General features: G+C 63.0%; 15 protein-coding genes. 6 read left to right on the top strand and 9 right to left on the bottom strand.

The features are described 5' to 3' along the window. A partial coding sequence (locus tag ACFQNJ_RS14380; RefSeq protein ID WP_382258806.1) for a type IV pilus assembly protein FimV occupies positions 1 to 1,419 on the top strand: 1,419 nt, incomplete at its 5' end. 12 nt (positions 1,420 to 1,431) lie between these two features. Here the strand turns inward: ACFQNJ_RS14380 and ACFQNJ_RS14385 are convergent. The 3 genes from ACFQNJ_RS14385 to lexA form a co-directional block, all read right to left on the bottom strand. Beyond that, positions 1,432 to 2,439, bottom strand: a complete 1,008-nt coding sequence (locus tag ACFQNJ_RS14385) for a D-2-hydroxyacid dehydrogenase family protein (RefSeq protein WP_382258808.1) — start codon at positions 2,437 to 2,439, stop codon at positions 1,432 to 1,434. Between the two features lie 57 nt (positions 2,440 to 2,496). After that, on the bottom strand, positions 2,497 to 2,877 hold the full coding sequence (locus ACFQNJ_RS14390) for a hypothetical protein (protein ID WP_382258811.1): 381 nt from the start codon (positions 2,875 to 2,877) through the stop codon (positions 2,497 to 2,499). A gap of 122 nt (positions 2,878 to 2,999) precedes the next feature. After that, positions 3,000 to 3,680: a transcriptional repressor LexA gene (lexA, locus tag ACFQNJ_RS14395; RefSeq protein ID WP_374639870.1), complete on the bottom strand. Its 681-nt coding sequence runs from the start codon at positions 3,678 to 3,680 to the stop codon at positions 3,000 to 3,002. 97 nt (positions 3,681 to 3,777) lie between these two features. Here lexA and ACFQNJ_RS14400 point away from each other — a divergent pair, with 97 nt between their 5' ends. Genes ACFQNJ_RS14400 through ACFQNJ_RS14410 form a run of 3 tightly spaced genes read left to right on the top strand, consistent with a single transcriptional unit; the run spans position 3,778 to position 5,622 of the window. Beyond that, entirely contained in the window at positions 3,778 to 4,710 is a 933-nt protein-coding gene (locus ACFQNJ_RS14400) for an asparaginase (RefSeq protein ID WP_382259046.1), read from the top strand. Beyond that, positions 4,711 to 5,130, top strand: a complete 420-nt coding sequence (locus ACFQNJ_RS14405) for a hypothetical protein (RefSeq protein ID WP_382258814.1) — start codon at positions 4,711 to 4,713, stop codon at positions 5,128 to 5,130. A gap of 12 nt (positions 5,131 to 5,142) precedes the next feature. Next, positions 5,143 to 5,622: a DUF6152 family protein gene (locus ACFQNJ_RS14410; protein WP_382258817.1), complete on the top strand. Its 480-nt coding sequence runs from the start codon at positions 5,143 to 5,145 to the stop codon at positions 5,620 to 5,622. 65 nt (positions 5,623 to 5,687) lie between these two features. Here ACFQNJ_RS14410 and adk read toward each other — a convergent pair whose 3' ends face one another. The 6 genes from adk to ACFQNJ_RS14440 all read right to left on the bottom strand — a co-directional run bounded on the left by adk (position 5,688) and on the right by ACFQNJ_RS14440 (position 9,661). Further along, on the bottom strand, positions 5,688 to 6,344 hold the full coding sequence (gene adk / locus ACFQNJ_RS14415; RefSeq protein ID WP_374639866.1) for an adenylate kinase: 657 nt from the start codon (positions 6,342 to 6,344) through the stop codon (positions 5,688 to 5,690). Between the two features lie 117 nt (positions 6,345 to 6,461). After that, entirely contained in the window at positions 6,462 to 7,256 is a 795-nt protein-coding gene (gene kdsB / locus ACFQNJ_RS14420; RefSeq protein ID WP_382258820.1) for a 3-deoxy-manno-octulosonate cytidylyltransferase, read from the bottom strand. Beyond that, on the bottom strand, positions 7,253 to 7,459 hold the full coding sequence (locus tag ACFQNJ_RS14425; RefSeq protein ID WP_374639864.1) for a Trm112 family protein: 207 nt from the start codon (positions 7,457 to 7,459) through the stop codon (positions 7,253 to 7,255). The genes kdsB and ACFQNJ_RS14425 overlap by 4 nt, the downstream gene beginning before the upstream one ends. After that, positions 7,440 to 8,552 carry a tetraacyldisaccharide 4'-kinase gene (gene lpxK / locus ACFQNJ_RS14430; protein WP_382258823.1) on the bottom strand — a complete coding sequence of 371 codons (1,113 nt, stop codon included), beginning with the start codon at positions 8,550 to 8,552 and terminating at the stop codon, positions 7,440 to 7,442. The genes ACFQNJ_RS14425 and lpxK overlap by 20 nt, the downstream gene beginning before the upstream one ends. A gap of 22 nt (positions 8,553 to 8,574) precedes the next feature. Next, positions 8,575 to 9,003, bottom strand: a complete 429-nt coding sequence (locus tag ACFQNJ_RS14435; RefSeq protein ID WP_382258826.1) for an ExbD/TolR family protein — start codon at positions 9,001 to 9,003, stop codon at positions 8,575 to 8,577. Between the two features lie 16 nt (positions 9,004 to 9,019). Beyond that, positions 9,020 to 9,661, bottom strand: coding sequence for a MotA/TolQ/ExbB proton channel family protein (locus ACFQNJ_RS14440; RefSeq protein WP_374639861.1), 642 nt, complete (start codon positions 9,659 to 9,661; stop codon positions 9,020 to 9,022). A gap of 343 nt (positions 9,662 to 10,004) precedes the next feature. Between ACFQNJ_RS14440 and xseA the strand changes: the two genes are divergently transcribed. Both xseA and ACFQNJ_RS14450 read left to right on the top strand, forming a co-directional pair. Then, the gene (gene xseA / locus ACFQNJ_RS14445; RefSeq protein ID WP_382258829.1) at positions 10,005 to 11,303 is read left to right on the top strand and encodes an exodeoxyribonuclease VII large subunit; all 1,299 of its coding nucleotides are present in this window, start codon (positions 10,005 to 10,007) and stop codon (positions 11,301 to 11,303) included. Between the two features lie 104 nt (positions 11,304 to 11,407). Then, complete coding sequence (locus ACFQNJ_RS14450; RefSeq protein WP_374639859.1) at positions 11,408 to 11,989, top strand: superoxide dismutase; 582 nt, start codon at positions 11,408 to 11,410, stop codon at positions 11,987 to 11,989. Positions 11,990 to 12,163: the final 174 nt, after the last annotated feature.

Raw genomic sequence — 12,163 nt, forward strand, 5'->3', positions numbered from 1 at the left:
GAACTCGCGCTTGCGCGTGCGCTTGGTCTTGCGCTCGTATCCGCTCTCGCCCAGGCTCATTTGCTTCATGTCGGCAATGTCTCACATCACGCGGGTGGCGGCAGGGTTATGCAGACCTTCCCTAGGCGATTGGCCGCGCTTGAAGCTGAAACCAAGGCGTTGCGGGAGCAGATGTCCCGCAGCCAGGAACAGGTGGCTGCTCTTCAGTCAAAGGTCGACGAAGGAGCTTGGTTTCGTTCGCTCAGCCTGATGCTCGGTGGGGCACTGCTGGCGGTGCTCGTGGCGGGCGTATGGATCTGGCGTCGCAACCTGTTTCGAGGGCGCGCGCCTGTCTGGTGGGTGGGTGACGAGGCCAGGACACCTGCGGATGCCGAGGTGCCGGCGCAAAAGCGCCCCATCGTAAAAGGCCCCACCCGGTTGCCGGTCAGTCTGCGTGCGCGTAAGCCCGTGCCGGTTGATCTCGACCTGAGTCTGGATGAAGATTCCGCCTTTGATCAGGCACAGGTGGCTGCTGCAGGGCCGGGGGCCGCCGCGGCCAAGCCGCTGGCCGATGCCGAACTGCGGAGGGATTTCGCACCCAGTGGTACCGCACCAGGGCGCTCGGTGGCCACCGAGGAGTTGTTCGATGTGCAACAGCAGGCGGACTTTTTCGTATCGCTGGGCCAGCATGAGCAAGCCATCAGCATCCTGAAGGATCATCTGGAGGAGAGCCACGAACCCAGTCCCTTGGCCTATCTGGATCTGCTCAACATCTATCACAGTCTCGGACGTCGGGACGACTACGAGGCGCTGCGCGAAGATTTCAATCAGGTCTTCAATGCGGGGGCCCCGCCATACGATCAGTTCACCCAGGGTAGCCGTGGTCTGGAGTCCTACGAGACGGCCTTCAGCCGCATCCAGGCACTCTGGCCGCAGCAGAAGGTCCTTGACCTGATCGAACGGTCCATCTTCAGGGACTCACAGGCGACCGACGGGGAGGTCTTCGATCTGGAGGCCTATCGCGAGTTGCTGTTCCTGCACGCCGTGGCCAAGGAGATCGTGCAGGTGCGCAAGGAGGACGACAGCGCAGACGGGGTCGTGAACGACTTTCAGCACACCGCCATGAAGCCCCTGAAGGCTCAGCCATCTGCATTGGTGGAGCCTTCGGCGATGCGGGTCGACGGTGACCGGGTTACAGAGCCCATGAAGTATGCCCCGCCGATATCCAGCAACATCGGTCTTGACGTGGACCTGGATGCGCTTGCGGAGTTGTCCGCTTTCGAAGCGTCGTTGCCCGAGATCACGTCGCCGGTTCAGCCCTCAGCACAGACATCACCATCACAACGCGAGCAGTCGTCCGGTCTGAGCAACATGCTGGACTTTGAATTCCTCGACTTCGTTCCGCCGGCGAATGACCAGCCGGAGCCGCCGAAGAAGTGAGGATGCTTGCGCTCAGCGTCTGACCTGCAGCGCACCGGGGTTGACCACATTGGTGGGTGTGCCCTTGATGAAGTTGACCACGTTGTCGAACGCGGATGAGAACAGAGTTTCGTAGTTGTCCTGTTCCACGTACCCAATGTGCGGCGTGCAGATGCAGTTCTCCAGGCGCAGCAGCGCATGCCCCTGAAGAATCGGTTCCGATTCGAAGACGTCGATGGCCGCCATTCCAGGGCGGCCACGGTTGAGAGCCGTCAGCAAGGCCTCGGGTTCAATCAGTTCTGCGCGAGACGTGTTCACCAGCAGCGATGTCGGCTTCATGCGCGCAAGATCGTCCAGGGTGACGCATCCTGCATTGCGCTCCGAGAGCCGAAGGTGGAGCGACAGCACATCGGATGTCTCGAAGAGGTGCTCGCGGCTGTCCGCCAGTTCGAAGCCGTCGGCCAGCGCGCGAGCGCGCGCATCGTCGCTGCCCCAGACCAGAACGCGCATGCCGAAAGCGCGTCCGTAACCCGCGACCAGCGAGCCGATCCGGCCATAGCTCCAGATGCCAAGGGTACGTCCGTGCGCGACGGCGCCCAGCCCGAAGTTGGGGGGCATGGAGGCCGCCTTCAGTCCCGATTGCTGCCAGGCCCCGTGCTTGAGGCTGGCCACATACTGGGGAATGCGGCGCATGGACGCCATGACCAAAGCCCAGGTCAACTCTGCGGTGGAGACAGGTGAGCTCACACCTTCACAGACCGCAATCCCCCGCTCGGTACAGGCCTGGACATCTATGTGTGCGCCCACCCGCCCGGTTTGAACGATCAACTTCAACCGTGGCAACTTTTCGACGAGTTGGCGGGTCACCAGTGTGCGCTCTCGGATCAGCACCACAATGTCGGCGTCACGAAGGCGAACAGACAACTGCCCGACCCCTTTGACGGTGTTGGTGAAAACCTTCGCAGGGTAGGGCTCCAGCTTGTCGGCACACCGAAGCTTGCGCACCGCGTCCTGATAGTCGTCGAGAATGACAATGTTCATGGGCACTATTGTGCCCGCGTGTGCGCAGACATCCGTCAGGCTGCTCCGTCCGAGAGATCAGGCCGATGCCATCCTTGACTCCATGGCTGCCAGTCGGTCAAGCTCTGCGCAAACATCGCTCATGCGCCCGGAGATGACCAGCCTGGTCTCCTGCCCCCCAAGATCGGCACCCTGCGCGACGCGCACGACACGGACAGGGCGCAAGTTCCGACCGGAAACCGCTTCGGCCGCGCGGGACGCCTTGGCAAAACACACATCGTTGGCAGCCACGGCGGGGATTGGGTGTCCCCCCAGCCAGCCCGCCTTGCGGAACAGTCGCAAAGCTGCATGCTCATTCCCGGGCGGCCTGGGTGTGACATGCACGCCCCGCTGTGGAAGGAAGCTGTCAATGATCTGCAGGGGAGCGCGCCAGCTGCTGGCCTTGAATCGAAATCCCATGTGAAACTCCTGGTCAGGGGTTGTACATAGGCGAGATTGGGCAAAGGCCTGCCACGCAGGGTCTGGCCGCCACAATGGCTGCCAAACGCCCGCCACCTACGAGGCAGGAGGGTCTGAGCTGGTCAGACGAGAAAACTGTTGCGGATCAGGCCAACGGCCAAGCCTTCAATCTCGAACGGCTCTTCGGGACTGACCACAATGTTGCGGAAGTCGGGGTTCTCCGCGATCAGCTCGATGTGATCGGGATGTCTCATGAATCGCTTGACGGTCACATCGTCGCCCAGACGAGCCACCACGATCTGACCGTTGCGCGCGTCACGGGTGGCCTGCACCGCGAGCAGATCACCGTCCATGATCCCGGCATCCCGCATGGACATGCCGCGAACCCGCAGCAGATAGTCGGGTTGTCGGGCGAACAGGCTGCTTTCCACGTGATAGGTCTGGTCGACATGCTCCTGCGCGAGAATCGGCGAGCCGGCCGCCACCCGGCCGATCAGCGGAAGGGCCAACTGGGCCAACCCAGGCAACGCGAGCTGGCGGCTTCGGCCAGCATTGATCGACCGAAGGTCCTCGCTTCTCAAACGGATGCCGCGGGAGGTGCCGCTGACCAGTTCGATGACGCCCTTGCGTGCCAGCGCCTGCAGATGTTCCTCAGCCGCATTGGCCGACTTGAAGCCCAGCTCACTGGCGATTTCAGCGCGTGTGGGCGGTGCACCGGTCCGCGCGATGGCAGACTGGATGAGTTCCAGAATTTGCTGCTGGCGGGCTGTAAGCTTGGGCGAGTAGGACGGCAGTTCTGGCATGTGAACCTCATGGTTAGACTGGTTGCGTATCCAGTAACTGTATTTTTCAACAGTTTTTAGGAAAACACAAGTGCCCCTTCATCACAACCCAGGCAAAGTGGTCATTCTCGGGACTGGCGGCACCATCGCCGGGCGTGCGCAACGGGCGGGCGATAACGTGGGATACACCGCTGGACAGGTTCCCGTGTCCGAGCTCGTGTCGTCGATTCCGTCACTGGCCAATGTGTCTGTCGAGCTCGAACAGGTGGCCCAGGTGGACAGCAAGGACATGGACTTCGCCTTGTGGAAGCGCCTGGCCGACAGGGTGGTCCATCATGTCGGTCGGGATGATGTTCAAGGTGTGGTCATCACCCACGGCACCGACACCATTGAAGAAACCGCCTGGTTCCTCCACCACGTGCTTAATCCGGTAAAACCTGTGGCGCTGACTTGCGCCATGAGGCCCGCCTCGGCACTGGTTCCGGACGGTCCGCAGAATCTCGCGGATGCCGTCTCGGTGGTCCTGGATGGCCGCGTCTCTGGTGTGACTGTGGTCTGTGCCGGCCTGGTTCATGCGCCCGAGCATGTCACCAAGATTCACACCTACCGGACCGATGCATTTGATTCTGGCGAGGCCGGACCCATCGGGGTGGTGGAAGAAGGGCAGTTGCGGGTTTTCTGGTCGCCCAACCCCGGACAGGCTGACGAGGGTCTCTGGCCCGCTGTCCGGTCTGCCGACCAGCTGCCCAGGGTGGAACTGCTGGTCAGTCATGCGGATGCGGATGGTCATGTGGTCAGGGCGATGCTCAACGACACCCTGGCACCCCCTTTGCGCGGCCTGGTGGTGGCCGGGACAGGCAACGGCACCTTGCACGCCAGGCTGGCCGACGCGTTGGACGAAGCCCAGGCCAGGGGAGTGATTGTCTGGCGCGGTACCCGGTGCGTCCGGGGTCGTGTGCTGCCTGGCGGCGCGTCGTCGATGCCCTTGGCATCGCCGTCGGCCCTGAAAGCACGCTTGTCACTGGCGCTGGACATCCTCAAGGCCGCCTGAATGCTCGACGCGCTCGTTATTCATCCCTGGGCCTACCCGATGCTGGAGGTCATTCACCTGCTGGGTGTGTCTTTGCTGCTTGGCAATCTGGCCTTGCTGGAAATGCGGGTCTTCGGGGCAGGCCAGTCGCTGGAGGTGCGTCCGCTGGCCAAACTGTCGCTTTCCCTGGCGCTGGCTGGGTTTGCATTGGCGGGTGGAAGTGGTCTGCTGATGTTTGCCTCTCAGGCTGAGGAACTCCTGACCAACCAGATATTCACAGCGAAAATGCTGCTGCTGGTTCTGGCGGGATGCAATGCGGGCTGGTTTCACGGGAGACAGTCGCTGGATCGCCTGGACGCCTTGGCCAAGCTGCAGCTGGTGGTGTCCGCTTTGCTGTGGTTGCTGATCCTGGGCTGCGGACGTTGGATTGCCTATGTCTGAGGAGAATGCCGGATGAATCGACGTCAATGCCTGCGACTGTGTGCGGTCAGCGGGATCACCGGGTGGTCCGGGCAGGCGCTGGCCCACCATGGCTGGAGCAGCTTCGATCAGGACAGGCCGTTGTACCTGGAAGGGCGTGCGGTCGAGGTCCGGTGGCGCAACCCCCATGCCGAACTTGTGCTGGAGTTGGCCGATGGCCTGACGCTGCCGGCCGATCTGGCACGGCGTACCATCCCGGCCCAGTCGGCACCGGTGGATGCGGTTGCGGTGTTATCCAAGGCGACGCTGCCACGTCGCCGCGATCGACGTTGGAACGTCGAACTGGCGCCCTTGTTCCGGCTGGGGCAGTGGCAGGTTGGTGAGGTCGCCGTCGGTACCCCGTTGTCTGTGGTGGGTTTCGGTCTTCGTGACGAGCGGGGAGAGGCCCTGCTGCGCGCTGAATACCTGTTTGTGGACGGCAAGGCCTACCCCTTGCGCTCGTCACCGGCCTGAACTTGTTGGTGGCACAAAAAATCCCGGCGCCAGGCCGGGTCTTCACGGGTGCGCGGTCGGGCGATTCAGGCCGCCAGGGCAGCCAGGGCGCGTGACGTGATGTCTTCCACTGTGCCCATTCCGCTGATGGCCCGGTACTTGGGGGCAGCTGCCGGATCCTGGCTGGCCCAGTTGCGGTAGTAGTCCACCAGCGGGCGGGTCTGCGCACTGTACACGTCCAGACGCTTGCGGACAGTTTCCTCTTTGTCGTCGTCCCGTTGAACCAGCGGCTCACCCGTGACGTCGTCATGTCCCTCGACCTTCGGCGGGTTGAACTTGACGTGATAGGTGCGTCCCGATGCCGGGTGGGAACGCCGTCCGCTCATGCGCTCGATGATGGCGTCGAAAGGGACATCGATTTCCAGCACATAGTCGAGCTTGACACCGGCTGCCTTCATGGCATCGGCTTGCGGGATGGTCCGCGGAAATCCGTCAAACAGGAAGCCGTTCGCACAGTCGGGCTGGGCAATGCGTTCCTTGACGAGGTTGATGATGAGATCGTCGCTGACCAGCCCACCAGACTCCATCACCGCCTTGGCCTGAAGGCCCAGCGGTGTACCGGCTTTGACCGCAGCACGAAGCATGTCGCCTGTGGAGATCTGCGGAATGCCGTATTTCTGGCAGATGAACGTGGCTTGCGTGCCCTTGCCCGCGCCAGGCGCGCCCAGGAGAATGAGTCTCATCGGTTTCCTTCGTCTTGGATGTCAATTTCTGGTGGGGCGGCCTTCAAGTCGGGCAAACGCTCCCGGCCCTCCGGGCCAAATCGGGTCAAGGATAGCATGGGCTCCCCCCACGCAGGCTTACACAGATGGGTGGCCAGAGGGCCCGGCCGCGACGATGGCGCGCACCTTTTCAAGGTCTTCGGGCGTGTCCACCCCCGGAGCACCTGCGGTCGGGGTCACATGCACGGCAATGCGCTCGCCATGCGACAGCACCCGAAGCTGCTCCAGGGACTCGCAGGCCTCCAGCCCCGTTTTGCCAAGCGCCGGAAATCCAAGCAGGAACCCGACGCGGTAACCATAGAGGCCGATGTGGCGCAAGGGTGCCGGCGATGGGAGTGGGCCCTGGTCTGGGACGGGATTCATACCGTCGCGCCACCAGGGGATGGGTGCTCGGCTGAAATAGAGCGCGGTCGATCGAAGGTCAATCACCACCTTGACCACATTCGGGTTGAGAAACTCATCCCAGCTGCTCAGCGGGTGGGCTGCGGTGCTCATCACGCAGTCCGGGCGCATGGCAAGTTCTCTGGCCACCGACGCAATCAAATCCGGGGCCACAAGCGGTTCGTCACCCTGAACGTTCACCACCAGCTCGGCCGGGTCGAGCGACAGCCTCTCGCAGGCTTCGGCGAGTCGGTCACTCCCGGACTCATGATCGGGTCGTGTCAGTACCGCATCCACCCCGTGCTCGGCGCAAGCCTGGACAATGCTGATGTCATCGGTCGCGACCACGCACCGGTGGGCACCGCTTTGCTGGGCCTGTCGGGCCACACGGACCACCATCGGCAAGCCCCCGATGTCCGCCAGTGGCTTGCCGGGCAGCCTCGAGGAGGCCAGCCTTGCGGGAATCAGAACCGTGAACGCTGGCGTGTTCATGGCGCCCGGGGCGGTGTGGGCAGCTTGTCCAGCTCCTCGTCGCTCAGGGTGCGGGCCTCATGCTCCAGAAGGATCGGCATGCCATCGTGGATCGGGTAGGCCAGACGAGCGCTGCGAGAGATCAGCTCCTGTCGTTCCCGGTCGAAGATGAGGGGCCCCTTGGTGACCGGGCAGACCAGCATTTCAAGCAGTTTGTTGTCCATCCGGTGATGATAGTCGCGGACAGTGCCCCTGCTCCAGCAGGAGCCGGTCGATGGCTGCGAAGAAATCTGGCTCTATGTCCATTTCAAGGCGCACCGAGCCGACGCGCAGTCCGGGCACGGGCTGGGCCTGGCAGGCAGGAAGCAACTTGACGGCGTCTTTCTCCGTGCAGAGCAGCATGCCCTGCAGATCTTTGATGCCTTCCCGCAGGGCGCCGATGTCCGCATGATCGGCCAGGGACAGCTGTTGGCCGAGGCTCAGGCCCTGTTTCTGCAGCATGGAGAAGAAGCCTTCCGGGCGTGCGATGCCTGCCAGGGCATGCACCCGCTGTCCTTGCAACCCCGAGAGATCGCTGACCGAGCCATCTGACCAGCGCACCTGCTGGGCCAGCCGACGGGCACCTTCAAACTGCGGGAGGGACCGTGGAGCGGGTAGGCTAGGGGGGAGCGCGGATGCGTCGCTCCGGATCCTCAGGACCAGGTGGGGCGACAAGGCATCCAGTTGGGTCGGAGGCCAGGGTTCACGAAGCAGTCCGGCCGGCAGCAGCCAGCCGTTGCCGACACCCCGATCGTCAAACACCGCGATCGCCAGATCCCGCCCCAGGCGGAAGTGCTGCAAACCATCATCACACACCATGACATCGACCTCGGGGTGCTCGAGCAGGAGCTGGCGACCAGCCTCCGCCCGCCGGGCACCCACGCATACCGGTACGCCACCGAGCTGCTTCAGCAGGGATGGCTCGTCCCCATGCAAGGCAGGATCCGGGGTATCCGGCAGCATCAGTACGTCGCTTGCGCTGCGGCCGTAGCCTCGGGACACCACGCCAGGGCGCCAGCCGCGTGACCTCAGGTGACGGAGGAGGGCGAGGGTGGTGGGTGTTTTGCCGGCACCCCCCACCACGATGTTGCCCACCACGATCACGGGCACGGGCATGCGCTCGATTCGGCGGGGGTCAGCCAGATAGCGCTGACGATGGCGACGGGCGAGCACCTGGTAAACAAGGGACACCGGCCAAAGCAGCCGGGCCTGCCAACCCTTGGTCTGGGTGGCCTTCTGCCAGGTCGAGGTCCAGTGAGCTGCGGTGGAGGAACGCATTCGGCGCGGCACCTCCAGCTGGTCAGCGGCCGGATCGGCCGTTGCCTTGCTGGGTGGCAAAGGTGATCTGGACCAGGCCAGCCCGGCGCGCAGCATCCATCACGTTGATCACCGACTGGTGGGTGGCGGCCGCATCCGCGCTGATGATCACCACCGGGTCCTTCATGCCGGACGCGGCGACGCCGAGGGCACGCTGCAGGCTGTCGACCGAAGTGCCGTCGGCCGACTCCCGATTGATCGCGTATCGACCGTCACTGGCCACGGCCACGATGATCTCGTTGGGATTCTGGCGGGGCGTCTGGGCGTCCGCCACCGGCAGGTTGACCTGCAATTCCTTGAACTTGCTGTAGGTGGTGGTCAGCATGAGAAAGATCAGAACCACCAGCAGGATATCGATGAACGGAATGAGATTGATCTCCGGCTCATCCCGTGTGCCTTGGCGAAAGTTCATGACGAACGCTCCCGGCTCACTTGCGCAGACTCAGCAGATGGCGGGCAAATCGGTCGGCGGCGACCTCCATGCCCAGCAGGTACTGGTCGACGCGCGCACGGAAGTAGCGCCAGAAAATGAGCGCCGGGATGGCGATGATCAGGCCAAACGCGGTGTTGTACAGCGCAATGGAGATGCCATGCGCCAGGCGTGTGGGGTCCCCGCCACCGGGCACAGCCCCCATGCCGCCATCGCCGCCCTGGGAGGCAAAAATCTCGATCATCCCCACCACGGTGCCGAGCAGTCCGATCAAAGGGGCGGCAGAGGCTATGGTGGCCAGGGCACCCAGGTACTTCTGAAGCTTGGCGGCGGCCAAGCGCCCTGAAGCCTCCATGTTGGCCCTCAGGTCGGTTTCACTGGCCCTGGGGTCGCCCTGGAAGGTCCGAAATCCGCTGGCGAGTACCTCGCCGAGCACCGAATTCTGCTCCAGCTGCTTGATCACGTCGGGCGTCGGAATGCCGTTGCGTGACACCATGACCGCTTCATCGAGCAGCTTGGGCGGCAGGATGCGGGAAGACTTGAGGCTGATAAACCGCTCGATGACCAAGGCCAGGCCCAGAATGGAACACAGAATCAGAGGCCAGATGGGCCAGCCAGCGGCTTGTATGATGGACAGCAAAACGAAGCTCCGTCGACGTTCCGCAGGAGGTTGCGGCGGTATTGAAAGTAAGCTTTCGGATTATGACCCAGCCTCGGGCAGGTGCCGGGACAGGCTTACTCTGCGGCATATTTCACGCTCCGGGCGGTATGCACATCTTCTGTGGATAACTTTGTGAAGATCCTTGCGGACAAATCCCGGGAAGCCAGTCTTTCTGCGGGGTTGACCAGATTGATGACAAAACAGGCAGTGCAAAACGCTTTGAAATCAACGGGTTGCGGTGAAGCCTTTGGCTTTGCAGGGGCTTTGGGCCTCAATCCCAGTGTTTTCGCGGCCTGTGGACACGTGTCCCGCGGAGAGCCGCGTGTCTGAAGGGTTTGGCGACCGATCCCTGCCATTGGTGCGCACTGTGTGGGCGGTGGGGCCCTTGCTGCGAGCGATCGCCGACAGTCTTTCCGCCCGATTCAATCCCGTCACGGTGCGCGCCGAGATTTCAGGGTTTTCGCGGGCCGCCAGCGGTCACTGCTATTTCAACCTGAAGGATTCGACGGGGCAGGTACGCTGTGCCATGTTTCGCCGGGCCGCCGAACAGTTGTCATTCAACCCGGCAGACGGGGCGTTGGTCGAGGTGGAGGGCAAGCTCGATATCTACGGCCCAAGAGGCGATTTGCAGCTGATCGTCGAGCGCATGCGGCCGGCCGGACAGGGTGCGCTGTTCGAGCAGTTCATGCGGTTGAAGGCGCGTCTGGAGGCCGAGGGACTGTTTGATCCCGGGCGCAAACGCGAACTGCCCGTGTGGCCGAGGAGCGTCGGGGTGGTCACTTCCCTGGGGGCGGCGGCCCTGCGTGACGTGGTGACCGCCCTGCGGCGGCGCGTCCCTCACCTGCCGGTGGTGATCTATCCCGCCTCGGTGCAGGGTGCGCAGGCCCCGGACGAGATCGTCGGTGCGCTGCGGCAGGCCTACAGCCGTCACCCGGTGGGAGAGTGCGATGTCCTGTTGCTCGTCAGGGGCGGCGGCTCGCTGGAGGATCTCTGGTGTTTCAATGACGAGCGGGTCGTGCGGACGGTGGTCGCGGCGCCAATGCCGGTGATCTGCGGGGTCGGCCATGAGACGGACTTCACGCTCGCCGACTTCGCCGCCGACTTGCGAGCCCCCACGCCCACCGCAGCGGCTGAGCTTTGTGCACCGCCCCGACACCAGTTGATGGCGAGTCTGGAGCTGATGACCGAACGCCTGACCGCGTCGGTGGACGCGCGCCTGGATCTGAACGCACAGCGGCTTGATCGTCTGGCGCAGCGCCTGGGAAAGCCCTCGGGTCGGCTGCATGAGGCGCGCCAGTCTTTGCTGTCGATCGAGCACCGGTTGAATGGGTTGCTCCAGCAGACCATTCAGCGGGAGAGGCGACGAACTGATCGACTCGCGCCTGCGCTGCGCGAGGCCATGCTGCACAACCTGCAGGTGCAGCAGCGCCGCGTGGAACGATGCACCACGGCGCTGAGGCACCTTGATCCCCAAACCGTGCTGGACCGCGGCTACGCCTACGTCAGCGACATGTCCGGTCGTACCATCACCAGGGCAGCTCAGGTGGCCGGCGGCGATCGGCTGCATGTCACCATGGCCGACGGAGCGCTGGAAGTCCTTGCTGCCGATCCGGAGAAGTGATCTCCGGTCATCGGCCAAGCCTTGCCTTACCTACAATGTGAGGTTTCTCCGGGGCAATGTCCCTGAAGATGCATCTCTGTCACAACCACCAACGAGGAACCCACATGGAACACACCCTGCCCCCGCTGCCGTATGGCCTGGACGATCTGGCCCCGCATTACAGCCGTGAAACGCTCGAGTTCCACCATGGCAAGCACCACAATGCCTACGTGGTCAACCTCAACAACCTGCAGAAGGGCACCGAGTTCGAGGCCATGGACCTTGAGTCCATCGTCAAGAAGTCCAGCGGCGGCATCTACAACAACGCGGCCCAGATCTGGAACCACACCTTCTTCTGGAACTGCATGAAGCCCAACGGCGGCGGTGAGCCCTCCGGTGCGCTGGCCGCGGCCATCAACGCCAAGTGGGGCAGCTACGCTGCCTTCAAGGAAGCTTTCGTCAAGTCGGCTGTGGGCAACTTCGGCTCTGGCTGGACTTGGCTGGTCAAGAAGGCCGACGGTTCGGTGGATATCGTGAACATGGGCGCAGCAGGCACGCCGCTGACGACGGGCGATACCGCCTTGCTGACCGTGGATGTGTGGGAACACGCCTACTACATCGACTACCGCAACCTGCGTCCGAAGTTCGTCGAGACCTTCCTGGACAAGCTGGTCAACTGGTCGTTTGCCGAGAAGAATTTCGGCTGATCTGCTCGTAGCACTTTGAGAGAACCCGGGGCCGTTGCCCCGGGTTTTTTTTCGCCTATGACCCGCATCGGTGCGAAAATTTTTCGCTATTTCTGATATTCATTTTGCAATATGGAAAATTGAATCAAAAATCAGGACCTGGGTCAGAGGACTGAAAGCAAAATCACCCACGAT

The sequence above is a fragment of the Hydrogenophaga bisanensis genome, from assembly GCF_042665135.1.
Classification (GTDB): Bacteria; Pseudomonadota; Gammaproteobacteria; order Burkholderiales; family Burkholderiaceae_C; genus Hydrogenophaga; species Hydrogenophaga bisanensis.